This is a genomic window from Citricoccus zhacaiensis (assembly GCF_014645315.1).
GTDB lineage: Bacteria > Actinomycetota > Actinomycetes > Actinomycetales > Micrococcaceae > Citricoccus > Citricoccus zhacaiensis.
The window spans coordinates 306,934-329,229 of record NZ_BMLQ01000004.1 but is presented as its reverse complement, the minus strand read 5'-3'; the positions used below and the strand labels follow the sequence as shown (position 1 = coordinate 329,229).

At 68.2% G+C, this 22,296-nt stretch carries 21 protein-coding genes; 14 read left to right on the top strand and 7 right to left on the bottom strand.

The window, feature by feature from the left end; genetic code table 11:
* Positions 1 to 11: 11 nt before the first annotated feature.
* The 4 genes from IEX49_RS08820 to IEX49_RS08805 all read right to left on the bottom strand — a co-directional run bounded on the left by IEX49_RS08820 (position 12) and on the right by IEX49_RS08805 (position 2,356).
* On the bottom strand, positions 12 to 530 hold the full coding sequence (locus tag IEX49_RS08820; RefSeq protein WP_188805779.1) for a hypothetical protein: 519 nt from the start codon (positions 528 to 530) through the stop codon (positions 12 to 14).
* Complete coding sequence (locus IEX49_RS08815) at positions 515 to 1,150, bottom strand: signal peptidase I (RefSeq protein ID WP_188805778.1); 636 nt, start codon at positions 1,148 to 1,150, stop codon at positions 515 to 517. Before IEX49_RS08815 ends, IEX49_RS08820 begins: the two co-directional genes overlap by 16 nt.
* A 10-nt stretch (positions 1,151 to 1,160) precedes the next feature.
* Complete coding sequence (locus IEX49_RS08810) at positions 1,161 to 1,721, bottom strand: hypothetical protein (RefSeq protein ID WP_188805777.1); 561 nt, start codon at positions 1,719 to 1,721, stop codon at positions 1,161 to 1,163.
* A 95-nt stretch (positions 1,722 to 1,816) separates the two neighbouring features.
* Positions 1,817 to 2,356, bottom strand: coding sequence for an alternate-type signal peptide domain-containing protein (locus tag IEX49_RS08805; RefSeq protein ID WP_188805776.1), 540 nt, complete (start codon positions 2,354 to 2,356; stop codon positions 1,817 to 1,819).
* A gap of 322 nt (positions 2,357 to 2,678) precedes the next feature.
* Between IEX49_RS08805 and IEX49_RS08800 the strand changes: the two genes are divergently transcribed.
* Positions 2,679 to 3,071, top strand: a complete 393-nt coding sequence (locus tag IEX49_RS08800) for an Hpt domain-containing protein (protein WP_188805775.1) — start codon at positions 2,679 to 2,681, stop codon at positions 3,069 to 3,071.
* Here the strand turns inward: IEX49_RS08800 and IEX49_RS08795 are convergent.
* A complete protein-coding gene (locus IEX49_RS08795; protein WP_188805774.1) occupies positions 3,064 to 3,885 on the bottom strand; it encodes a response regulator transcription factor in 822 nt (273 codons plus the stop codon). The genes IEX49_RS08800 and IEX49_RS08795 overlap by 8 nt on opposite strands.
* An 86-nt stretch (positions 3,886 to 3,971) precedes the next feature.
* On the opposite strand from IEX49_RS08795, the gene IEX49_RS08790 reads away from it, so the two are divergent.
* From IEX49_RS08790 to IEX49_RS08770, 5 genes are all read left to right on the top strand, one after another.
* Positions 3,972 to 5,681 carry a sensor histidine kinase gene (locus tag IEX49_RS08790; protein WP_188805773.1) on the top strand — a complete coding sequence of 570 codons (1,710 nt, stop codon included), beginning with the start codon at positions 3,972 to 3,974 and terminating at the stop codon, positions 5,679 to 5,681.
* 100 nt (positions 5,682 to 5,781) lie between these two features.
* Complete coding sequence (gene tsaD / locus IEX49_RS08785; protein ID WP_373286702.1) at positions 5,782 to 6,987, top strand: tRNA (adenosine(37)-N6)-threonylcarbamoyltransferase complex transferase subunit TsaD; 1,206 nt, start codon at positions 5,782 to 5,784, stop codon at positions 6,985 to 6,987.
* 169 nt (positions 6,988 to 7,156) lie between these two features.
* Positions 7,157 to 7,684, top strand: a complete 528-nt coding sequence (locus tag IEX49_RS08780) for a DUF6507 family protein (RefSeq protein WP_188805772.1) — start codon at positions 7,157 to 7,159, stop codon at positions 7,682 to 7,684.
* A gap of 3 nt (positions 7,685 to 7,687) precedes the next feature.
* Complete coding sequence (locus tag IEX49_RS08775; protein WP_188805771.1) at positions 7,688 to 9,064, top strand: hypothetical protein; 1,377 nt, start codon at positions 7,688 to 7,690, stop codon at positions 9,062 to 9,064.
* A 1-nt stretch (position 9,065) separates the two neighbouring features.
* Complete coding sequence (locus IEX49_RS08770; protein WP_188805770.1) at positions 9,066 to 10,550, top strand: hypothetical protein; 1,485 nt, start codon at positions 9,066 to 9,068, stop codon at positions 10,548 to 10,550.
* Positions 10,551 to 10,555: 5 nt separating this feature from the next.
* Here IEX49_RS08770 and IEX49_RS08765 read toward each other — a convergent pair whose 3' ends face one another.
* The gene (locus IEX49_RS08765) at positions 10,556 to 11,785 is read right to left on the bottom strand and encodes a glutamate--cysteine ligase (protein WP_188805769.1); all 1,230 of its coding nucleotides are present in this window, start codon (positions 11,783 to 11,785) and stop codon (positions 10,556 to 10,558) included.
* 128 nt (positions 11,786 to 11,913) lie between these two features.
* Between IEX49_RS08765 and IEX49_RS08760 the strand changes: the two genes are divergently transcribed.
* The 6 genes from IEX49_RS08760 (at position 11,914) to IEX49_RS08735 (ending at position 19,345) form a co-directional block, all read left to right on the top strand.
* A complete protein-coding gene (locus tag IEX49_RS08760) occupies positions 11,914 to 13,830 on the top strand; it encodes a glycoside hydrolase family 3 N-terminal domain-containing protein (protein WP_229672447.1) in 1,917 nt (638 codons plus the stop codon).
* 161 nt (positions 13,831 to 13,991) lie between these two features.
* Positions 13,992 to 15,029: a siderophore ABC transporter substrate-binding protein gene (locus IEX49_RS08755; protein ID WP_188805768.1), complete on the top strand. Its 1,038-nt coding sequence runs from the start codon at positions 13,992 to 13,994 to the stop codon at positions 15,027 to 15,029.
* A 363-nt stretch (positions 15,030 to 15,392) separates the two neighbouring features.
* Positions 15,393 to 16,319, top strand: a complete 927-nt coding sequence (locus tag IEX49_RS08750; RefSeq protein ID WP_229672476.1) for an ABC transporter permease — start codon at positions 15,393 to 15,395, stop codon at positions 16,317 to 16,319.
* Positions 16,312 to 17,460, top strand: coding sequence for an iron chelate uptake ABC transporter family permease subunit (locus tag IEX49_RS08745; RefSeq protein WP_188805766.1), 1,149 nt, complete (start codon positions 16,312 to 16,314; stop codon positions 17,458 to 17,460). Before IEX49_RS08750 ends, IEX49_RS08745 begins: the two co-directional genes overlap by 8 nt.
* Positions 17,457 to 18,212, top strand: a complete 756-nt coding sequence (locus IEX49_RS08740) for an iron ABC transporter ATP-binding protein (protein WP_188805765.1) — start codon at positions 17,457 to 17,459, stop codon at positions 18,210 to 18,212. The genes IEX49_RS08745 and IEX49_RS08740 overlap by 4 nt, the downstream gene beginning before the upstream one ends.
* Positions 18,213 to 18,406: 194 nt before the next feature.
* Entirely contained in the window at positions 18,407 to 19,345 is a 939-nt protein-coding gene (locus IEX49_RS08735; RefSeq protein WP_188805764.1) for a hypothetical protein, read from the top strand.
* 161 nt (positions 19,346 to 19,506) lie between these two features.
* Here IEX49_RS08735 and IEX49_RS08730 read toward each other — a convergent pair whose 3' ends face one another.
* Positions 19,507 to 20,931, bottom strand: a complete 1,425-nt coding sequence (locus IEX49_RS08730; protein WP_188805863.1) for a THUMP-like domain-containing protein — start codon at positions 20,929 to 20,931, stop codon at positions 19,507 to 19,509.
* Positions 20,932 to 21,203: 272 nt separating this feature from the next.
* Between IEX49_RS08730 and IEX49_RS08725 the strand changes: the two genes are divergently transcribed.
* Complete coding sequence (locus tag IEX49_RS08725) at positions 21,204 to 21,722, top strand: hypothetical protein (protein WP_188805763.1); 519 nt, start codon at positions 21,204 to 21,206, stop codon at positions 21,720 to 21,722.
* A gap of 215 nt (positions 21,723 to 21,937) precedes the next feature.
* The gene (gene groES, locus IEX49_RS08720) at positions 21,938 to 22,234 is read left to right on the top strand and encodes a co-chaperone GroES (protein ID WP_115931766.1); all 297 of its coding nucleotides are present in this window, start codon (positions 21,938 to 21,940) and stop codon (positions 22,232 to 22,234) included.
* The last annotated feature ends 62 nt before the right edge of the window (positions 22,235 to 22,296 follow it).

The following is a 22,296-nucleotide window of genomic DNA, read 5'->3' as shown; positions in this document are numbered from 1 at the left end:
GCACCACCGGGTTAGCTGGAGAACCGGTAGTCACCGAAGGGGAGGACCTCGAGCGTCTTCGTCGTCGGCGTGCCGCGGACGCCATCGAGAACCGGGGTGATGGTCAGCTTGAACTCCGCCTTCAATCCTTGCCGGAGGACCGTCACGGAGATGTCGCGCTGATCACCGTTGACAGATGAGGGCACGTTCGTCATCACACGACCATTGCGCACCGGAGTCAGTGCAATCTCGTAGCGAAGTGGCAACTGCGCGTACTCGGCCTGGCGCGGATTCCAGGTGAACCGGAAGTCGTATTCCGCCACTACTAGGAGGGTGTCGAAGTCCTGAAGATGAGCATCCACGTTGAGTGGCATGGACCAGCCCTCCTTCACCCAGGTTCCGGTAGCCACGGTGGTCTTCGCGGAGGCCTGCTGTGACCACAGGGCGCTAGCCCCGGAGACGCCCAGCCCGCCAAGAAACACGACGAGGAAGACGGCGACGGATGCGCGCCAGGTGCGGCGGGAGACAGTGCGAGTCAGTGGCGTGGCCATGCTTGCTCCCGGGCGGTATCAGCGGGGAAAGTGTCTGATGCGGTGGGGACGATATCCTGGACTCGTTTCTCGCTCCGCTCTTTCGCGATGCCGCGGACCATGGAATACAGGCCATAGGTGATCAGGGCGACGGCCAAGATGGTGATGATGCCGCTGCGGTCGGTCTGGCCGAGTGCGTTGGCCAGGAAACCCACGTAGGGCACTGCGTAGACCAGCTTGCCGCGGACTTGGATCTCCATGACGGGGTCAGGATCGGCGACGTCGTTGTTGTCCCCTTGGGTGATGAGCATGCGTTCACCGTCTTGGCTGGCGGTCAGCGAAGTGATGCGGTGGGTGATGACCTCCGGACGGCCGGACTCCATCTGGTAGGTGATGACATCGCCACCATGCAGGGCATCAAAATCGGTCGGCTTGACCACCAGGAAGGTTCCCGGCGGGTAGCTCGGTGCCATCGAGCTGGTCAGCACGGAGTAGGTCTGGGAACCGGTGACGAGCGGGACGATGATCAGGACCACCGCCGCCAACGCCGAAACACACAGAATGAGGAAGGAGATTGCTTGGCCGATCCTCTGCAGCCAGATCGGAGCGCGGAAGTGGTGCTGATCGCGAGGTGTGCTCATGTCCTGCTCCTTACTGGATCTGGGTGGCGGTCACCGGGATGGTCACGGTGGCGGTGGACGGGGTCAACATGGCGGGGGTGTCTGCGGGCAGGCTCATCTTGACGCAATACCGGGCGGTGGCGCCTTTGGCGATCGTGGCGGTGGCGGGTTGTGCCGTGTAGGTGGCATCGGCGCACGTGGTGGATCCAGGCATCTGGGCCGTGAGGACATGGCCCTTGAGATTCGCTGCCAAGATGGGATCAGAACTCTGGGCGGTCGGTGTGCCCATGGTGGCACGGATGGAGAACCGGCCGCCGGCATTGGCGGCGTTCTTGACCGTGATGATGGAGTACACAGGTGTCTTCGGCGTCAGGGCGGTCCCCGGTTTCTCCAACGCCACAGTGGCGGCCATGCCGTTGACTGTCATGGGTGAGCCGTTGAGTTCGACCCGGAAATCGGCGGCCTGGACGGTGCCCATCTCCGCCGGTACCGCCACGTTCCAGAGCGCCCAGGTGCCCCCGACCCCCAGCAGGCCCGCCACCACCGCCAGAGAGATGACTCCAGCGGTCCGCATCATGGTCTTGATGCGCATGTCATCTCCTCAGGGGACGAAGGGCGGCGGTGGCGGGCCACGGGTGGACCGGGGATGGTCACCCGCTGCGTGGGGTCGGGACGGTAAGGACGGGATCAGTTGGCGGGCGTCGGAGCCTTCTGATCCAGGACATAGGTGACCTGGGTGAGGTCCAGCTCCTGGTTCATGTCCTCCTGGTGGTCGGCGTTGAAGGCCAGGGTGGCGGAGGCGGTGTACGTGCCCTTCTCCACATCGGCCGAGCCGTTGTAGGCCGTGATGGCAGCGTCGGCGGCCCCGGCCTTCGTCACCATGAAGTCCTCCAGGGTCAGGTTGTTGGAGAAGCCATTGGTGACTCCGGAGGTGTCGACGGACAGGGTGGCCTCCAGTTGGTCACCCTCCAGCCCGACCTCAAGTTGCTGCGTGTAGGTGAGTTCCTCGCCCGGGACGATGCGGTACTCGGTGATGTCCGGGATCGGGTTGTTGGAGAGGTTGGAGGTCCAGACGCCCGTGCTCGAGGTCAGTTCCATGCTGCCGGCGGCCATAGTCCCGGCATTGGCGGTCTGCTCGACGTTCCATACGGCGAGGGTGCCGCCGCCGCCGAGGAGGAGGGCCACGCCTAAGCCGGTCACGATGGCACCCTTGGTCATCTTCTTCATGTCAATACCCCTTGTTGAGAACGATCTTGGCCGGGGCTGGCGGGGATGCCAGCGCCGGCGTCGATACTGAGACGGTGCAGGAGCTCTCGGAGACTTGTCGACGGGGATGTCGATGCCGCTCCCGGCTTCCTGCTGAGATCTATTTCAGGCCACGGCCCTCAAGCCCGGCCTGCGGGTTGACGACGGATCCCCACAAGGTTTCCCGTAGATTCGCCGCGCCGACCTTGAGGGTTCCTTTGGGAAGTGGGACCGGCGTGGGTCTTGAGCAAAGCTTTGGGAAAAGCCCGGCGTGGTCCTGCGCAAGGGGGAGCATCATGAGTCCATGACCATTGCACCAGTACTTGATACTGATGCGCTGGGCCGGTTGGGGGAACAACTAGGCGATACAGACATGCTGTGCGGGTTCATCCGCCGCTATGAGGCCATGCTGGACCAGCGCGTCGATCGCCTCCAGCGCGCCCTCTCAGCCCAGGACCACGGGGACTGGATGGACGCCGTCCTCAGCCTGAAGACCTCTTCGGCCATGGCAGGCGCCCAGGCCCTGTCCACGTTGGCGGCCCGCCTCCAGGAGGACTTCGCCCAGCGTCCGCCGGCTCCCGTCCACTGGCCCGCTAGGGAACGACTGGCCGAGATCATGGAAACGCTACGCCGTCTGGCCGCCGAGACTGCCCGGCAGCTGCAGCTGTTCGTACAGCAGGTTGCGGGAGCTATCTGACATCCTGTGGGCTGCTCGCCATGCGGTAGCCCACTCCACGCACGGTCTGCACCCATCGCGGCGTCTTCGGATCGTCCTTCAGCTTGCGCCGCAGGTTCCCGAGATGTACCTCCACGGTGCGCTCGTCCGCCAGAGAGACGAAGGTTCCGTTGTCTGGTGCATCCCCGCGGATGACGCGGGACAGCTCCGCCTTCGACCTCACCACGCGGCCGCTGAGCATCAGCGTTTCCAACAACAGGAACTCCGTGGGGGTCACGGGGACCTCGCGGCCCTCGGCCACCACCTGGTGCACGGTCGGGTACAGCTCCAGGCCGTCCAGGGACAGGTGCCGATCGATCTGGACTGGTTTCTCGTTGGAGGCGGTCGGCACCGCGCCGCCGGAGTTCTCCCGGACGGGCGCATTCGTGGGCGGCGCCGGGACGGCCGGAGCCGCGGTGCTGCCTCCGCGTGGGCGGCGCAGCATGGCCTCGATCCGGGCGCGCAGCACGCGGGGGCGGAACGGCTTGGTGAGGTAATCGTCGGCACCGGCATCCAGGCCCAGGAGGGTGTCGATCTCCTCGCCACGGGCGGTCAGCATCACCACGTAGGCGTCGGTGAACTGGCGCACTTGACGGGTGACCTCGTAGCCGTCGAAGTCCGGCAGGCCCAGGTCCACGGTCACGAGGATGGGATCGTAGTCTCGTACGGCACGCACGCCGTCGGTCCCGTTGGAGGCCTCATGCACCTCGAAACCCGACTGGCCCAGGAGGGCCACCATGAGCCCCCGGATGTCATCGTCATCCTCGACGACGACGGCGACACGACGATCATCCATGCGAAACACCCCCCAAAGCGTTGTTTGGTCCAAGGATATCGTGTACATAGAGGCGCTTCATGCCTCGCAACGAACGGAGTCCTGCCGTGTCACTCGCTACCCCGACGACGCTGCCCTCGGCCGAGGTGGCCGAGGGCCGCCGCCACTTCGGCGAGTTCTCGCTGAGGCGCCGCGTCCTGTTATCGCAATTGCCGCTGACGATCTCCACCGTTCTCGTGGTCATCGCGGTCTTGGCGATCGATCCCGGCGTGGCCATGGAATCCACCTTCCTGGCCATCGGCTTCGGCGGCATCATGTTCCTGACGTTGTTGGCGGGGACCATTCCGTGGCACCGGCTGCCTGCCGTGTTCTACTGGATCATCCCGCTGCTCGATTTCGTCGCGATCGCTCCGCTCTGGACTGCCGCGCGCTCCGTGCTTGACGGCATGGTGCTTCTGACAGCGTTCCCCGTCTTCTGGCTGGCGTGGTCAGGTCTCTATCCCATACTTGCTCTGAGCCTCGGCTTTCTCGGAACCGCCGCCGTCAACTGGTGGCCGTATGTGTCCGCAACGACTCCGTTCTCGGATGCCCTCATGGAATCGAGTCTGACCCGGCCGGTCATGGTGCCGTTCCTCATGCTGGCGCTCGGGGTGGCGGCCAGCATTCTGACCCGCAGCATGGACAAGCAGCGGTTGGAGTTGCGATCGGCCCTGGACGGGGCCGCCACCCAGAACCGGTTGCTGCAGGCCGTGGTGGAGACCTCGGACGTCGGGATCCTCGTGGTGGACGGAGACGGCCATGACGTCCTGATGAACCAAGCCCAGCGGCGCACCCACTTCATCGGCCTGCCGCCTGGCCGGGACGACGGCGCCGAGCACGAGTTGCTGCTCTTCGAGGCGGACGGTGTCACGCCCATCCCTCCGGACGAGCGGCCCGTCACCCAAGCCCTGCAGGGCAAGGAATTCCGTGGCCGCATCATCGCGATCGGCACGGATGGCGCCCAGCAGCACCTCTCCGTCTCGGCCTCCGCCATGTATGACGAGGAGGACCGCTTCGACGGCACCGTGGTGGTCTTCCAGAACGTTACGGATCTGATGGACGCCATCCAGACGCGGGAACGGTTTGTGGCCGAGGTCTCCCATGAGTTCCGGACGCCGCTGACGTCGATCATCGGCTACCTGGACGTGGCGCTGGAGGAGGACCTGGACCCGGTGGTCCGGAAGTTCCTGACCACCTCCCAGCGCAACGCGGAGCGGTTGCTGGGCCTCGTGACCAGCCTGCTGGACTCCGCCGCGAACAGTTCCAAGGTCACGGTGCAGCAGGTCAACCTGGCACTGTTGGTGCAGACCAGCGTGGAGTCCGTGGCAGTCCAGGCCGCGAAAGCCGGGCTGACCCTTGAAGCGGACCTCCCGGAGCGGCTGGATGCCCAGGCGGATCCGGTCAAGATGGGTCAGGTGGTGGACAACCTGCTGTCCAATGCCATCAAGTACACGCCCGACGGCGGCTCCGTCACCGTCGCTCTCCGCCAGGTGGGCGGCGTGGACGGTGCCAGGCAATGGGCCGAGCTTGCGGTCCGGGACACCGGTTTCGGGATGACAGAGGCGGAACGGGAGAAGTTGTTCACGAACTTCTACCGGACGGAGCACGTGCGCAAGGCGGCCATCCCTGGCACCGGCTTGGGGTTGGCCATCACCCAGGGCTTCGTGCGGGCCCACGGCGGGGAGCTCCTCGTGTCCTCGGAAAAGGACGTGGGCTCCACCTTCACCGTCCGCATCCCCGTCAACGGCCCCGCCACAGAACGATCACGAGAGCAATAACTGTCAGGGTTCTTCGGCGAGTCGCTACATTAATTGCGGCCGTGATCCTGCCGGACGATGGTTCCGGCGGAGCTTCGGGCCCGGTCTTAGAATGGCGGGCATGCCTACTGCTGCCGCCGTCGCTGAACCGTCAACGTCGATGACCCGCTCCGCGCCTCTCGTCCTGGGCATCGAGACCTCCTGTGATGAGACCGGATTCGGCATCGTGCGCGGGACCGAGTTGCTGGCCAACGCGGTGGCCTCCTCCATGGAGGAGCACGTCCGCTTCGGTGGCGTCATCCCCGAGATCGCGGCCCGGGCCCACCTCGAGGAGTACATCCCCACGCTGCAGCAGGCCCTGGACACCGCCGGCGTCACGCTGGAGGAGATCGATGCCATCGCCGTGACCTCCGGCCCCGGTCTCGCCGGTGCCCTCATGGTCGGGGTGGCCGGGGCGAAGGCCCTCGCGCTCGCCGCGGACAAGCCGCTCTTCGGGCTCAACCACCTGGTGGCCCATGTCGGAGTCGGCATGCTGGACGGGGTGGCCAAGAGCGGAACCGGACCGGCCGCCGTCGTGCTCGGGGAAGGGAACCTGGGCGGCGAGGAGTCCGCGGACCGCCCCTCGGCGCCGCTGCCTGAGAGCCTCGGTGCCCTGCTGGTCTCCGGCGGGCACACGGAGATCCTGCAGGTCAACCGCCTCACCACGGACGTCACGCTGCTCGGCTCCACCATCGACGACGCCGCGGGCGAGGCCTATGACAAGGTCGCCCGGCTCCTGGGCGCTGGCTACCCGGGCGGGCCCGTGATCGACCGGCTGGCCCAGCAGGGCGATCCGAAGGCCTTCCGCTTCCCGCGCGGGCTGAGCGCGCCGAAGTTCGTCGGCACGTCGGGGGAACCCGGCCAGCACCGCCACAACTGGTCCTTCTCCGGATTGAAGACCGCGGTGGCCCGGTGCGTCGAGCAGTTCGAGGCGGCCGGGATTCCGGAGGACCAGATTCCGACGGCGGACATCGCCGCGTCCTTCCAGGAGGCGGTCGCGGACGTGATCACCTCCAAGGCGGTCCGCGCCTGCACGGAGCACGGCATCACCCACCTGCTGCTCGGCGGGGGCGTGGCTGCCAACTCCCGGTTGCGCTCGCTGCTGGCAGAGCGGTGCGAAGCCGCCGGGATCGGGCTGACGGTTCCGCCCGTGAGACTGTGCACGGACAACGGGGCCATGGTCGCGGCCCTGGGCGCGCAGCTCGTGGCGGACGGCGTGGCACCGTCCGGCCTGGACTTCGCCGCGGATCCCGGCCAGCCGGTGGAGAGCATCTCGCTTCCAGCCTGACCAGTCCGATCACGGCACCGGTGACTGTCGATTTCTTCGGCGTTTCCCGACGTCAACTGGTGCCGTGATGGACCAGGGATGGGGAGTTGTCCCCATCGCAAGGCCCGGATCAGACCGATAGTCTGCTCGGAGCGGGCCGGCAGGGCCCTTGGCCTCGAGGGAGACGACCGTGACCGAATACTGGATCGACGTGCACGGATGCCAGCGTGTCATCTCTGAGCTGCGGGAGATCGTGGACGCCGGCAACGACTTCCAGTGGGTCGATGACGACCTGATGATGGTCGACCGCCACACGTACGCCGCACAGGAGAGCTCCAACACCAAGTCCGACGCCGAGAAGGTGGACCAGGCGTACTACGCCTTCGTGGAGGACAAGCTCGAGCCCACGTACGAGCGGTTGTTCAGGGAATTGAACAACTGCATCAACGCCATGGAGGAAGCGGTCAACTACTACGTCTCCGGGGATGCCGCCATGGCCTACGAGGCCTCGGGTGCCACGTCTGACTTCCCGGAGTACCGTTCCGGGGACGGAACCTCTACCAGCGACATCCCGTCGCCCTCGGACTCCCCGGACCAGTCGGGCGGCTCGAGTCCGGAGCCCTCGCCGATGCCGAGCTACCCGGACCCGAACGACCCGCTCGGGGGTCAGCAGTACATCTCCAATCCCTACGAAGCCGCCTACGGAAGCCAGGGCTGAGCCATGACCAAGTTCGATGACGTGGAATGGATCACTGACGTCTCCCAGGAGAACCACACCTCTCGGTACTGGGACGGCGTGTGTTCCTGGGCCATCGATACCGGCAACGTCTCCATGGCGGTCAGCGCCGCGGACAACCTGGCAGAGAACTGCCACGAGACCTTCACCCACCTGATGCAGGCCGTCACCAAGTGGAACGATTTCCGGGAGGTCTACGGTGGCGCTGACCAGGACGCGGTCTTCGCGGCCATGACTCCCGTGGCCGAGAAGCTGCAGGCCATCAAGAATGCCGGAGCAGTGTTCTCCGGCGCGGTGCAGGTGTACAAGGCCTCCGTGCAGGACTTTGACGACATGAAGGTGGACTACGACTCCTGGGCCGAGGGCTGGATGGAGACGTACCGCACGGTCGAGGCCGACCACTCGCGCATGGACGAGGACGAGTTCATGGCTGAGTACGGCATGAGCTATGCGGAGAAGTTCAACGAGATGCGCGGCGAACGGGACGGAAGGGAGGCCAATGGCCCCGTCTGGGTCATCGACCACCTCAATGCGGCCCGGCGTGATCTGGCGAGCACGATCGACGGCATCGACATGGACGCGCTGGGGGAGATGAACTTCTCCCACCGCCCGGAGTCCCTGACCCAGTATGAGACGCCGGAGGAGCTGGCCGAGGCGCTGGAGGCCAGCCACATCTTCGGAGACGCCGACCTCTCCGACGAGGAATTGCTGGCGATCGCCAAAGGGGTCTTCGCCCAGTACGACGACCTTCCCTTCGACTATGTGGACGCCAACGGCGTGCGCTGGTCCTACGGTCCCAACGGTGAGCTGGTCCGCACCGGTTCGCCCATGGACCCGAACCTCAATGCGGCCATCCTGGCGGTCATGAACGAGAACACGGAGTGGCGGCAGGTCGACCTGTCCTTCGACGGCGAGACCACCCAGACCGTGGCGGAGATGGCCTCCAGGTTCGGCCTGAACTCGCTCGGCAAGCTCACCGACTCCACGCTGGGCAAGGGCGTGATCGGCGGCTGGGCCACGGCGATCGTGCAACTGATCGGCACCGGCGTGAACGTCAACCGCTATGGGCGGACCCTCTCCACCGCCGCCCCGCTGCTCTCCGAGTCCGAGTACCGGGACATCGTGCAGAAGTACGCCACGGAGTCCATGATCGTGGACGGGGTGCAGATCGCCACGGGCGCCGGGTCTGCCGTGCTGACCGCGGTGCTGGGCCCCGGGGGCACCGTGCTGGGCATCGCGGTGACCTATGTGGCCACGGGGCTTACGGAGTTCATCGTGAACGAGGCCGGAGACGAGTCCTGGGACCTGGACGAGATGCAGGACCGGTACAACCCGGCCACCGGCGAGTTCGAGGTGGATTGAGGTGAGCACCGCCGCGTCCGCGCTGACCCCCTCCCTGCCCGTTCCCACCGGCTGGTCTCCGGCGTTCCTGCCCGGTGCCGACGCGCTGATGATGCCGTTGCCGGGACCGGACCGGACCACCCCGGTGTTCACCGTCCGGCGCTGGAACACCAACGCCGACCTCCCCGAGGGGTCCGCGGTGCACGATCCGCGCACCGATTCCGCCCCGGAATCGCCCCGGTTCGGTTCTCGCGGAGGACCGGATCCGGCCCGCGGTGTGCCCGTGGGCATGGACCGCTGGTCCGGTGGCGACTGGTTCGGCCTGAGGTTCCTGCGTCTGGTGCCCTCCCTGGCGGGCCGGCCCACCGTGGAGACCCGCTGGCTGCTGTGGTCCGCCAACGCGGGGCAGCCGGAGGGGTTCGACCCCCTGCGTGATGCCCCGGACCTGGACGCCACCGCTGTCTGCGCCGTGGCTGACCTGGCCCTGCTGGAGATGATGTTCGACTCGATGGCCGGGGCCATTCCGGGCGAGTGGGCCTCCGCCCTGGCCGAGGGGCATCCCTCGCCGCAGTCCGTGGTCCGCGTGGGACGCGTGGCGGCGGACGAAAGCTCCGCCGGGGCGGCGGACGAATCCGCGCACGACGCCGGCCGTCCCGGTTCGCGGCAGCGGTTCAGCACCGCCGGGGCCTGGGCCGGGGCCTCCATGCTCGATCTGGCCCCGGACGCGCTGGCCTTCCTGTCGCAGCACCCACCCGGAGAACCGTGGGGCCAACTCCTGGACGATCGAGCACGGCCCGTGGTGGAGGCAGGCCTGGCCAGTGCCGCCACCCGCAGGCTGACGGACCGCGCCGCCGTCGCCGCCGCGGTCCTTCAGGAGGCCGAGCAGGTGTCCACGCTGACCATTCACAGCCGCCATGGCCGCCATCGGGCGCTGGAGCTGCACCGGAGCCGTGGGCTGGTGGCCGCCGTGGCTCACGCCCTGCCCGTGCCGGGCGAGCCGGACGAGGTGCTGCTCGGGTTGTATCCCGCCGAACGCTCCGCCGAGCTGGTGATCCGCGCCGCGGCGCTCGGACCGTCGGACTCCCGCCGTCTCGGCGTGGACACGGTGTCCCGGGAGTTGCTGCTCCGGCGGACCCTGGACCCGGACCTGCCGCTCCCGGCGGAGCTGGCCGCTGATCCGCGCTGGCAGGATCTCTGGAGCGCGCCCTGGTTGCTGTGGACACTGGAGAGTGGCGGCGCTGACCTTACCGAGTCCACGGCCGGGGGCGAGGTCCTCATGGGCCTCAACGCCGCGCGCTGGGGAAACCACGTTCTGACGCGGTCGCATGGTGCTGGCGATGGCGGCTCTGATGGCGATCCCGACGGCGGATCCCGCGGCCGTCTCCGACAGCCCGACTACCCTGACCACCCTGGCGACCTGGTGAAGCTGGTCCCGGCACAGACCTCGGGTCTGCTGATCACGTTATTGGAGCGGCTGGCACCCTTCACGGCCCCCGCGCGCCGCTGACGCCGCTAACCCCCGATCGACACCCGCGTCCGGGCCACCGCATCGGCAACGACCGCGCGCAGGGGAGCGTCGGCGTCGCGCACCAGGCCCGTGCCCGACGCCGGCCCGGCACCCGGCGCTCCCGCGGCACCATCGGCGGTACCCTCCGCCTGCACCGCCGCGGCCACCCGCCGCTGGTGCGCCGCGGCACCGCCGCCGGCGAGGAGGTCCTCCACTCCGGCCAGCTCGGCCGAGCAGCCGAGGCGCTCGGCCACCGGAGCCAGTCGCGCGAGCTCGCCCCGCAGGTGCTCGGACACCAGGGTCTCCTCGCCGGCCGCGTCCAGGATGATGATGGCGTCCTGGCCGTAGCGGGCGGCCCTCCACTTGTTCTCCTGCACGTGCCACGGCGGCATGGTCGGGATGGTGCCACCGGCCTCCAGGGTGTCGGAGAAGTCCTGCACCAGGCACTGGGTCAGGGCGGCGATGGCGGCGAGCTCCTCGAGGGTGGCCACGCCGTCACACACGCGCATCTCCACGGTGCCCAACCGCGGCACAGCGCGCACATCCCAGCGGCACTCGGTGACGTCGTCGATCACGCCGGTCTTGGTCAGGTCCGCCACGCACTGCTCGAAGCCGGACCACTCACGGAACTGGAAGGGCAGCCCGGCGGTCGGCAGCTGCTGGAACATCAGGGTCCGCTGGGACTGGTAGCCGGTGTCCACGCCCGCCCAGAAGGGGCTGGAGGCGGACAGCGCCAGGAAATGTGGCACGTAGTTGACCAGCCCGTCCACCACCGGCATGGCCTTGCGCACGTCGTCCAGCCCCACGTGCACGTGCACCCCGTAGATCAGCATCTGGCGGCCCCACCACTGCGTCCGGTCGATCATCTTGCCGTAGCGGTCCGCCGGGGTGACCTGCTCCAGGGTCGGCTCCGCGAACGGGTGGGAGCCCTGGCAATACAGCTCCACGCCCATCGGGTCCGTGACAGCCTGCACGGCCCGCGCGGACTCCCGCAGCTGGCCGATCCCCTCGGACACCGAGTGGCACACGTCCGTCACGAGCTCCACCGTGTTCAGCAGCAGCTCCGGCTTGACGTGCGGATGCTCCTGCCCGAGGCGCAGCTCCGCCTGGTCCGCGACTCCGGCCAACACCTGGTCCGCGACCGGCTTCAGCGTGGCATCCGTGGCGTCCACCAGCGCCAGCTCCCATTCGAGGCCCAGGGTGGACTGTTCGGACCGTGCGAAGGGAAGGTTCATGGGCTCATCCTAGAACTTCAGACCGGGTTCTCACGGCCAGTGGGACGCGCAAGGGATGGGGGAGGGATGGGGGAGGGGTGGGTGGAGGGGTGGGTGGAGGGCCAGGCGGGGATCCCTACGATGGTCAGGTGAAGACCTCATCCCGCCCGCGCCCGTCCGCTGTTGCCCCCACGGCTGTCCTGACCGCTGTCCTGGCCGCCGCCCTGGCGCTCACCTCCTGCACCACACCCACCGGGCCGGACGGCAACGGAGAGGGCACGACGCCGGCCCCCGGCTCCGGGACGGACGGCACCGGGGGCACCGGGGGAGCGAGTGAACCGGAACCGAGCGCCCTGGAGCTGGCGCTGGACGGCCCCTCGGCGGACCTGGAGGAGAACGCGGCAGACGCCGTCGCCGGAATGGACACCGCCGAGAAGGCCGGGCAGGTCCTGGTCGGACAGCTCGGGGCGGCCGGGACCGACCCGGCCTCGATCGAGGAGTTGAACCTGGGCGGGATCATCGTCATGGGAGACGCCGTCCCGGTGGCCGCGGACGGCACCCATGATGTGGAGGCCCTGCAGACGCGACTGGCCGAGACCCAGGAGGCTCTTTCAGCCGGACGGGACTGGGCCGGGATCATCAGCGTGGACCAGGAGGGCGGACTCGTGGCCCGGGTCAAGGAGCCGTTGGTGGAGTGGCCGACGCCGATGAGCTACGGCGCCGCGGCCGCAGGGCAGAACGTGGACACGGCCGCCCACCTCGCCACCAACGGCCACGCTTTGATGGGAGCCCAGCTCGCGGAGCTCGGTTTCACCCTGGACTTCGCGCCGAGCGTGGACGTGACGATCGGCGCGGGCGATCCGGCCATCGGGGCCCGGTCGTTCTCCTCCGACCCGGAGACCGTGTCCGTCCTCGGCACCGCGGCCACCGCCGGGTTGCTGCACGCCGGGGTGCTGCCCGCGCCGAAGCACTTCCCGGGCCACGGGTCCGTCACGGACGACTCCCACGTGACCGCCCCCGTGCAGGACGCCTCCGTGGCGGACCTGGAGGCCCGTGACTGGTTGCCGTTCCGAGAGTTGCTGGGCGGTGACCAGTACACCCCGATGGTGATGATGGGGCACGTCATCGTTCCCGAGCTGGAGCCGGACGTTCCGTCCTCGGTGTCCGCGCCCGCCTATGAGGCCCTGCGCGGACTCGCGGCACCTGATTCTGCGGCGGATGGTGCCTCGGGCGGCGCGGCGGATGACGCGGCGGAGGACGCTGCGGATGGTGCGGTGGCCGGCACGCGGTCGGATGCCGAGCCGTATGACGGCGTCGTGGTGACGGACGCCCTGAACATGGGCGCCCTCGTGGAGCGCTACGGCGCGAACGAGGCCCCGGTCCGGGCGCTGGAGGCCGGCGCCGATCTGCTGTTGATGCCCTCTGATCTGCCGGGGGCCCGGGACGCCTTGGTCGAGGCGGTGGAGGCCGGCGAGGTCCCGGCCGAGCGTTTGGACGAGGCCGCCGAGCGGGTGGTGACCATGCTGATGTGGCGGGATCACCTGGCCCAGGAACTCGCGGAGGCGACGGACGAGGAGAAGGAGCGGGCCGGCGTCGGGAACACGAATGGGACGGAGAACGGGACAGAGAACGGGACAGGGAACGGGACAGGGGCCGAGCCGGAGCAGGTCTCCCGGGAGCTGTCCGCGGCGGCCATCACCGTGGTGGACGGCGTCTGCGGTGCGCCGCTGGTGGAGGACTCCCTGCAGATCACAGGCGGCAACGAGATCGACCGTGCCCGGCTGGCCGAGGCCGCTGAGGCCGCCGGCCTCACGGTGGGCGCCGGCCCCGTGGTGGCCCTCGTCGGCAGCGCTCGCGGGGCCGGGCAGGGTGACGTGGTGGTCGCCCTGGACGCGCCGTTCGGCCTGCCGCGGTCCTCGGTGCCCGACGGCGGCGCGAAGGTCGCGCTGTACGGCCGCACTCCCGGCGCTTTCGAAGCCTTGGTGGCCGTCCTGACCGGCAAGGCCGAGGCACCCGGGGGGTTGCCCGTCGAGGTGGGGGACTGGCCCGCCGGGACCGGGTGCTGAGTGAGATCTGCATCACATCCCGACATGTAGCCGCAATAAGCGACGAAGTGCGTGACCTAATCACCTAAGGTTAGGCTTACCAAATGCAGGAGGCCGGAGACGAGGACGTCCCCGCCACGCCTCCGCTCGCAGCATTGCACGTCCCAAGGAGTACCACTCGCATGCAGATCACGAATCGACGCCTCGGCCTGGCCGCCCTGGTGACCACTGCCGCACTCGCCCTGACCGCCTGCGGTGGCGGCTCTGAAGCCGAGACCACTGACAGCTCGGCCTCCGCCTCATCGAGCGCCTCGAGCTCGGCCGGCGCCAGCGCTGAAGCACAGTCCTTCCCGCTGGAGATCGAGGACATGGCCGGCAACCAGGTCACCATCGAGTCCGCCGATTCGATCATCGCCACGGACAACCGCATCTTCCGCACCCTCGAGGACTGGGGCGTGGAACTGTCCGCCGCCCCGCTGGGCCTGATGAACGAGGGCACCGTGGACTACCCGTCCGACGACTCGATCATCGATCTGGGCAGTCACCGCGAGCCCAACATGGAGGGCTTCGTCGAGGCCGAGCCGGACCTGGTCCTGAACGGCCAGCGCTTCTCCGGTCAGACCGACAAGATCAAGCCGCTAATCGGTGACGCCGCCTTCCTCGACACCAACGTGGTGGAGGGTGAGCCGCTGGAGAGCGAGCTGCGCCGCCAGACCACCCTGCTGGGTGACATTTTCGCCAAGCAGGCCGAGGCCGAGGCCCTGGTCGCCGACTTCGACGCGGCCATCGAAGAGGCCAAGGGCGCCTACGATGCCGAGCAGACCGTCGTCGGGCTCATCGCCACCGGCGGCGACCTCTCCTACGCTGCCCCGTCCACCGGCCGCGCCATCGGCCCGGTGTTCGACATGCTCGGACTGACCCCGGCGCTGGAGCGCGAGGGCTCCACGAACCACCAGGGTGATGACATCTCCGTGGAGGCCATCGCCGAGGCCAACCCGGACTGGCTCCTGGTCATGGACCGCGACGCCGCCACCTCCTCCTCCGAGGAAGAGGGCTACCAGCCGGCCGCCGAGCTGATCGAGGGCTCCGAGGCACTGCAGAACGTCACCGCCGTCCAGGAAGGCAACATCGTCTACCTGCCGGAGGACTTCTACGTGCACGAGGACATCCAGAACTACACCACCTTCCTCACCGAGCTCGCCGAGGCCTTCGGCGCCTGATCCTTCCGGGCGTGGCACGGAAGCGGCCACGTCAGCATGGGGATCAACACCATTCGGCCCGGATGTGACAGGCGGGCTCAACCGCCCGCCCGACGCATCCGGGCTGAGCCGTGAAATGCCGCGGGGTCATCCGACCGCCGCGGCAGGACGAGGGAACGCCACCTCCGGCTGACCCCAATAGGGACACCAGTGACAGCACCATACGAACACCGGAACCCGGAGGCCCAGACGGCCCCGCTGGGAGCCGACTACCAGACCGTCCACCCGGGGGGTCCTGACGGACTGCCCCCGGAGGCTGGCGGAACCGGCCGGTATCCGGAGGCTGGCGGAGTCGGTCGGCGTCCGTGGCGCACCGCGGGCCCGCTGCTCATCGGGGTGGTCCTGACCCTGGGCCTGATCGTGGCCTCGCTGTTCGTGGGCGTCTACGACATCGCCACCGCCGAGGGCGGCTGGGAGATGTTCTTCATCACCCGCGTCCCACGGACCATCGCCCTGGTGCTCGCCGGCGCGGCCATGGCCATGTCCGGGCTCGTCATGCAGCTGATGACCCAGAACCGCTTCGTGGAGCCGACCACCACGGGCACCACCGAGTGGGCCGGCCTGGGGTTGCTCGTGACCATGCTGGTGGTTCCCAGTGCCACGATCTTCGACCGCATGCTCGGCTCGATTCTCTTCGCCTTCGTCGGCACCATGGTCTTCTTCCTCTTCCTGCAGCGGGTGACGCTGAAGTCCTCGCTGATCGTGCCCATCATCGGCATCATGCTCGGCGCCGTGGTCGGGGCCGTCTCCACCTACCTCGCCCTGCAGACGGACATGCTCCAGCAGCTGGGCATCTGGTTCGCCGGCTCCTTCACCGGGGTGGTGCGCGGCCGGTATGAGCTGCTCTTCATCGTGCTGGCCGTCGGCATCCTCATCTTCCTGCTGGCCGACCGGTTCACCGTGGCCGGCCTCGGCAAGGACATCGCCACCAACGTCGGCCTGAACTACAACATGGTGCTGCTGACCGGCGTCTCCATGATCGCGATCGTCACCGGCGTGGTCACCGTGGTGATCGGTGCCCTGCCCTTCCTCGGGCTGATCGTGCCCAACGTGGTCTCCATGTTCCGCGGGGACAACCTGCGTACCAACCTGCCCTGGGTCTGCCTCGTGGGCATCTGGGTGGTCATGGTGTGCGACATCATCGGCCGTGTGGTCATCATGCCCTTCGAGGTCCCCGTCTCCCTGATCCTCGGGGTGGTGGGCGCCGTCGTCTTCATCGGTCTGCTCGTCAGGAGGCGCAAGCATGTCTGAGAACACCTTCTCCGACGGTCGGGTCCTGACCGCACCGGCCACCGGTTCGGTGACTGACCCGGCCGAAGCGCAGGGTCCCGCGCCGGCCGAGGCGCCGGCCGGCGTCGTGCTCCAGGGTTCGGCGCAGCGAAGCCGGCCCCGGCGCCAGTCCGGGCCGTTCGGGGAGCCCAAGCACCGCCGTCGCTACCTGTGGCTGGTGGGCGGGCTGCTGGTGCTCGCGGCGCTGGCGACCTACGGAAACCTCGCCTGGGACAACCCCATGCCGCCCGGATCCGAGGGATTCTGGATCATCGCGAACATGCGCGTGGAGTCGATCGTGGTGATGCTGGTGGTCGCGGTGTGCCAGGCCGTGGCGACGGTGAGCTTCCAGACCGCGACGAACAACCGCATCATCACCCCCTCGATCATGGGTTTCGAGTCCCTGTACACGCTGGTGCAGACCGCTGCCGTGTTCTTCTTCGGCGTGGCCGGTGTGACCATGGTGGTCGGGCTGCCGCAGTTCTTCCTGCAGGCCGGTCTCATGGTGGTCTTCGCCGTGCTGCTGTACTCGTGGCTGCTGTCCGGGCGCTTCGGCAACATGCACATCATGCTGCTGGTGGGCGTGGTGCTCGGCGGTGGGCTGGGCGCGCTGTCCACGTTCATGCAGCGCGTGCTGGACCCCAATGAGTTCGACGTGCTGACCGCCCGGCTGTTCGGCAACATCTCCAACGCTCAGACCGAGTACCTGCCGTACGCCATCCCGATCGTGGTGGTGTGCGCGTCCGTGCTGTTCATCCGGGCGCGGCGGCTGAACGTGATGTCCCTGGGGCAGGACGCCACCAACAACCTGGGGCTGAATCACAAGCGCGAGACCATGATCGTGCTGACCCTGGTGGCCATCCTCATGGCCATGACCACCTCCCTCGTGGGCCCGATGACGTTCCTCGGCTTCCTCGTGGCGACGCTGGCCTACCAGTTCACGGACACCTACGACCACCGGCTCATCCTGCCCGTGGCCGTGCTGATCGGCTACACGATCCTGTCCGTGGCCTACTTCGTCCTCCGGAACATCTTCTACGCGGAAGGTGCCGTGACCATCATCATCGAGCTGGTCGGCGGCCTCGTGTTCCTCATTGTCATCATGCGAAAGGGCCGACTGTGATCACACTCGACGGCGTTCAGAAGAGCTACGGCGACGAGACCCAGATCGGGCCCGTCAGCGTGGAACTGCCCCGGGGCGGGATCACCGCCCTCGTAGGGCCCAACGGTGCCGGCAAGTCCACCATCCTCACCATGATCGGGCGGCTGCTCAAGGTGGACGCCGGGCAGATCCAGGTGGCGGGGCAGGACATCGTCAACGCCCCGTCCAAGGCAGTGGCCAAGATCCTGTCCATCCTGCGCCAGGAGAACCACTTCGTGACCCGGCTGACCGTGCGGCAGCTGGTGGGCTTCGGGCGGTTCCCCTATTCCAAGGGCCGGCTGACGGCGGAGGACGAGAAGTACATCTCCGAGGCCATCGACTTCCTCAGCCTGGACAAGCTGGAGAACCGCTACCTGGACCAGCTCTCCGGCGGCCAGCGCCAACGCGCCTACGTGGCCATGGTCCTGGCGCAGAACACCGACTACGTGCTGCTGGACGAGCCGCTGAACAACCTGGACATGCAGCACTCCGTCCAGATGATGAAGCAGCTGCGCCGTGCTGCTGACGAGCTCGGGCGCACCGTGGTGATCGTGCTGCATGACATCAACTTCGCCTCCCGTTATGCCGACTGGATCCTCGCCATGAACGACGGCAAGGTCACCGAGTTCGGCACGCCCTCAGAGATCATCACTGACGAGGTGCTGACGCGGGTGTTCTCCACGCCGGTTCGCGTGATCGAGGGGCCCGAGAGCCGCCTGGCCGTCTACTACTGACCTCCCTCTGATGTTGAGTCTGGAGGGATTCACCGGAATGTGGCCGTTTTCCGTGAATCCCTCCAGACTCAACGCGGGGTGGCGGCGGGCTCGGTGTCGCCGGATCACTCCACAGGTCCCTGATCGGACGGTTCTGTCCACATACGGCGGTGGGATAGCGGCCTGAGCACCGCGGTCTGTTCGACCCTTGGGGCATGCCCGAACCACAGAACCCGCTCCACGCGGCGTTGACCGGACCGTATTTCTCGTCCCGGATCCTCCAGGATCAGTCTCTACCCTGGCGTGCCCTCCACACTCCTGGGGTTCTCTCCGTCAGCCAGTCGATCTGGCGCCACGCCGGCTCTCCGGCCGATTCGCCGCATTACCTGAAACTGCTCCAGGGCATCCACCCTGAGGGGGTGTTCTCCCACGAGACGGCGGCCGCACTCTGGGGGATGTGGATGCCCTGGAGCAACACGGGATTCTCGCCGGTCCATCTGTCGAAGCGGCGTACGGACGGCGGGCCGCCCTGGCGTCAGGGGATCAAAGGCCACCAGCTTCCACCCCATGCGAAGATCCTCGAACGTGTGGGGGTGCGGGTGACCTCGCCGGCGTGGACGTGGATCGACCTTGCCGGCACCAGGATGTCATTCGAGGATCTTGTGGCAGCCGGGGACAGCCTGTTGCAGCGGAGCAACGGCCCCGCCGGTCAACGGGAGCCCGGTCTTCATCCGCTGAGCAGCGTGGAGGAAATCAAGGCGACCATCGCGGTCCGGCCCAAGGTCAAGGGGATCGTGCGGTGCCGTGAGGCCGTAGAGCTCCTGCGCGCCCATCATGATTCACGGCCGGAGAGCCTCGTCAGGATGCGGCTGCTGGAGGCGGGCCTGCCGGAACCGGCCATCAACCCCGTCCTGCGAATGTCCACGGGGAAGACGATCCAGCCGGACCTGGCCTGGATGGATCTCAAGGTCTGTATCCAGTACGAGGGCGACCACCACCGCGCCGACAAGGACCAATGGCACCGGGACATCGGAAGGGACCGGACCATGCATCAGGATGGGTGGGTCGTGCTGAGGCTGACCAGCCGTGACCTGGAGTCCCACCAGTGGCAGGCCTTCCTCGGCGAGGTCCGTCAGGCGCTCGGCATCGTCTGAGATTCGGTCCGCGGGGGCGGTGGCCCGGCCTGACGGCCTGTGATCGTCCGCTTGAGTCTGGAGGGAATCACCTCCAGGGCGCGATTTCGGTGAATCCCTCCAGACTCAACGGTTGGGGGCAACGGTTGGGGCAGCGGTGGGGAGGGGATCAATGGTGGGGTTCAACGGGGCAGGGGTTCGACCTCGACGGCCACCCGCTCCTCGCCGATGCGCGTCAGCACCAGGGTCGCGTGGCGGCCAGCGCCCTTGCCGCCCTTGCCCTGGCCAGCGCCCTTACCGCCCTTGCTCCCTTTGCCCTGGCCGGACATGAGCAGGCGGCGAAGCTCCTCGGGCGTGACATCCACGCCGCGCTTCTTGATGTCCAGCCGCGTCACGCCGGTCTCCTTGACCCAGCGCCGCAGGCCCTTGACCTTGTACGGCATGACCTCCAGGACCCGGTAACCCGTCGCGAAGGGAGTGTCCACGGCATCATCCGCGCAGAAGTACGCGATGTGCTCGTCCAGCAACCGCCCGCCCACGGCGGTGAACTCCCGGTCGATCAGGTCCGCGACGAGTCCGGCGCGGATCACAGCCGGATCGGGCTCGTAGAGGTAGTCCGTCAGTCCCTCGAGCCCGGCCACGGGCACTGCGGGGGAGTCGCCGAAGTCTGCGGCGGAGGACAGTTCAGCCGGAGACCTGCCACCCTCAGCGCTCGACGCCGGCCCCGCGCCCCCCGCGGCCGGCACACCCTCAGCGCTCGACGCCGGCCCCGCGCCCCCCGCTCCCGACGCGCGATCACCGCCGGTCGCCACAGAGCCGCCACCCAAGACCAACGCCGACCGGCGGACCCCCGGGCGGGCCAGCGCGTTGAACCACAGCACGGCCTCGGTCAGGGACCCGTCCACGGACACCCACTGTGCCTCGCAATCCGCCGGCACGGAGTCGTGCGGCAAGGCCGGCCCGAGCTTCACGCCCACGGGCGCACCGGTATCGGCCAGCCGTTCCACGAAGGACAGGGGAGGGGAGAAAGCCTCGGGGTCGAAGACCCGGGAGGAGCCGGACGAGGACACCACGCGCCGGGCCGGGTCGAGCCAGAACCCCCCGGGCCGTGCGCTAGTGGCGGCCGCACCGTCCCCACTGGCTCCGTCCAGCGCCGCCAGCCACTCCTCGGCGTCGGCGCAGACCACGGACGCATTCGGGAACGGCATGAGGTTGATGGTCGCGGCGGCGGCCACGGTCTCGTCCCGCTCCACAGCGGTGACCTCCAGGTCGAGTGCGGCCAGGGCCATGGCATCGGCGCCGATCCCACAGCCCAGGTCGGCCACAGACCCCACTCCGGCGGCAGCGAAACGACCGGCATGCAAGGCGGCCACGCTCATCCGCGTGGCCTGCTCCAGACCGGCCCGCGTGAAGACCATGTGCCCGGCGAACGGCCCGAACTTGGCCGCGGCCTTCGAGCGGAACTTCAGCTGGGTCAGCACGGCCGCCACCAGCTCCGGTGCATGCCCCTCGCCCCGCAGGCGAGTCGACAGTGCCAGGGCCTCTGACTCCCGGTACCCGTCCAGCGAGTTCAGCAACGACCATCCCTCTGGGGTCAGCACGGGCATCAGCACCGTGTCGTCCTGCGTGGAGTCCGTTGCGGAGGCGCGAGCCGGACCGCCCGGAGCGGAGTGGGTGGAGTGAGAGTCATGCGAGGAGGAAGCCACGGATCCACGGTACCGGCAGGCCCTGCTCCGCGATCCCACCAGCGCCTCTGCGCCCACCCCGGGACCCCGCCGGCCAGAGCCTCCCAGTGCCCCGCCGGCCAGAGCCTCCCAGTGCCCCGGCCGGCGGTCCACATGTCCCTACGCAGCAGTGGGCACACCGGTAGGCTGGAACCATGCCTGACCGTCCCGCTCCGCGCTCGCCGTTGCCCGCATCCACGCGCCATCGGGGCCACCTGGATCCGGACCGGGGCGGGGACGGCGAGACCGGCTTTGACTTCTTCGGCCGATTCGAGGACGACCAGCCTGATCCCGGCACCGACTTCGACGCCGGCGCCGCGGACGCTTCGCCCCTCACCTCGGGTGCCCCTCGGCGGGATGTCGGCCGCACCTCGCGTGCTTCCCAGCAGGCCGCCTCCGCCCCGCTCTGGTGCAAGGGCCTGCTCTACGTCTCGATGGGCGTCGGGGTGGTGGCGGCACTCCTGCTCATCATCACGGTGATCGCCCAGGTGTTCGTGGCCGGGACCTTCACCCTCGGCGGCGGGGACATGCTCTCCGACTCCGAGGCGGCAGACTCCATCCGCAGGGATGTCGTCTGGGTTCCCCTGACCGGGCCGCTGATCGCGCTCGGTGCGGCCTTCGCGGGACTGTGCGTGGCCGCCGTCGGGATCTTCCGGGCCCGCCGGAGCGCCTGAGCTTTGAACGTCACCCTCTGGCACTCACCTTGACCGAGTGCTAAACCCGGCCTAGAGTCATTTCTGGCACTCCGGGGCACCGGGTGCTAAGCCTGAAGGACCTGCCATCCGGCACCCGCGACGACGGTTGGCCAGCCTCCGGCGCACAACACCATCCATAGACGCTGGCTGCCCGCACGCTCGGGTGGCCCACCCAAAAGAAGGAGAGTACAGACGTGTCTGTCTCTATCAAGCCCCTTGAGGATCGTATTGTTGTCCGTCCGTTGGAAGCCGAGCAGACCACCGCTTCCGGCCTGGTGATCCCGGACACCGCCAAGGAGAAGCCGCAGGAGGGCCAGGTCGTGGCCGTCGGCGCCGGCCGCATCGATGACAAGGGCAACCGCATCCCGGTCGACGTGGCCGAGGGCGACGTGGTCCTGTACTCCAAGTACGGCGGCACCGAGGTCAAGGTCGGCGGCGAAGAGTACCTCGTGCTCTCCGCCCGCGACGTGCTGGCCATCGTCACCAAGTGACTCTGCGCCGGACCCGAGCGTCCGGCGGACGCGCCCAGGCCCGGCCAGGCACCTGAGCCGGC

Bases quoted from the DNA above. Each gene is read 5' to 3' on its own strand.
- IEX49_RS08820 (WP_188805779.1), bottom strand. From the start codon at position 530: ATGGCCACGCCACTGACTCGCACTGTCTCCCGCCGCACCTGGCGCGCA.
- IEX49_RS08815 (WP_188805778.1), bottom strand. From the start codon at position 1,150: ATGAGCACACCTCGCGATCAGCACCACTTCCGCGCTCCGATCTGGCTG.
- IEX49_RS08810 (WP_188805777.1), bottom strand. From the start codon at position 1,721: ATGCGCATCAAGACCATGATGCGGACCGCTGGAGTCATCTCTCTGGCG.
- IEX49_RS08805 (WP_188805776.1), bottom strand. From the start codon at position 2,356: ATGAAGAAGATGACCAAGGGTGCCATCGTGACCGGCTTAGGCGTGGCC.
- IEX49_RS08800 (WP_188805775.1), top strand. From the start codon at position 2,679: ATGACCATTGCACCAGTACTTGATACTGATGCGCTGGGCCGGTTGGGG.
- IEX49_RS08795 (WP_188805774.1), bottom strand. From the start codon at position 3,885: ATGGATGATCGTCGTGTCGCCGTCGTCGTCGAGGATGACGATGACATC.
- tsaD (WP_373286702.1), top strand. From the start codon at position 5,782: ATGCCTACTGCTGCCGCCGTCGCTGAACCGTCAACGTCGATGACCCGC.
- IEX49_RS08775 (WP_188805771.1), top strand. From the start codon at position 7,688: ATGACCAAGTTCGATGACGTGGAATGGATCACTGACGTCTCCCAGGAG.
- IEX49_RS08765 (WP_188805769.1), bottom strand. From the start codon at position 11,785: ATGAACCTTCCCTTCGCACGGTCCGAACAGTCCACCCTGGGCCTCGAA.
- IEX49_RS08755 (WP_188805768.1), top strand. From the start codon at position 13,992: ATGCAGATCACGAATCGACGCCTCGGCCTGGCCGCCCTGGTGACCACT.
- IEX49_RS08745 (WP_188805766.1), top strand. From the start codon at position 16,312: ATGTCTGAGAACACCTTCTCCGACGGTCGGGTCCTGACCGCACCGGCC.
- IEX49_RS08735 (WP_188805764.1), top strand. From the start codon at position 18,407: ATGCCCGAACCACAGAACCCGCTCCACGCGGCGTTGACCGGACCGTAT.
- IEX49_RS08730 (WP_188805863.1), bottom strand. From the start codon at position 20,931: ATGCCCGTGCTGACCCCAGAGGGATGGTCGTTGCTGAACTCGCTGGAC.
- IEX49_RS08725 (WP_188805763.1), top strand. From the start codon at position 21,204: ATGCCTGACCGTCCCGCTCCGCGCTCGCCGTTGCCCGCATCCACGCGC.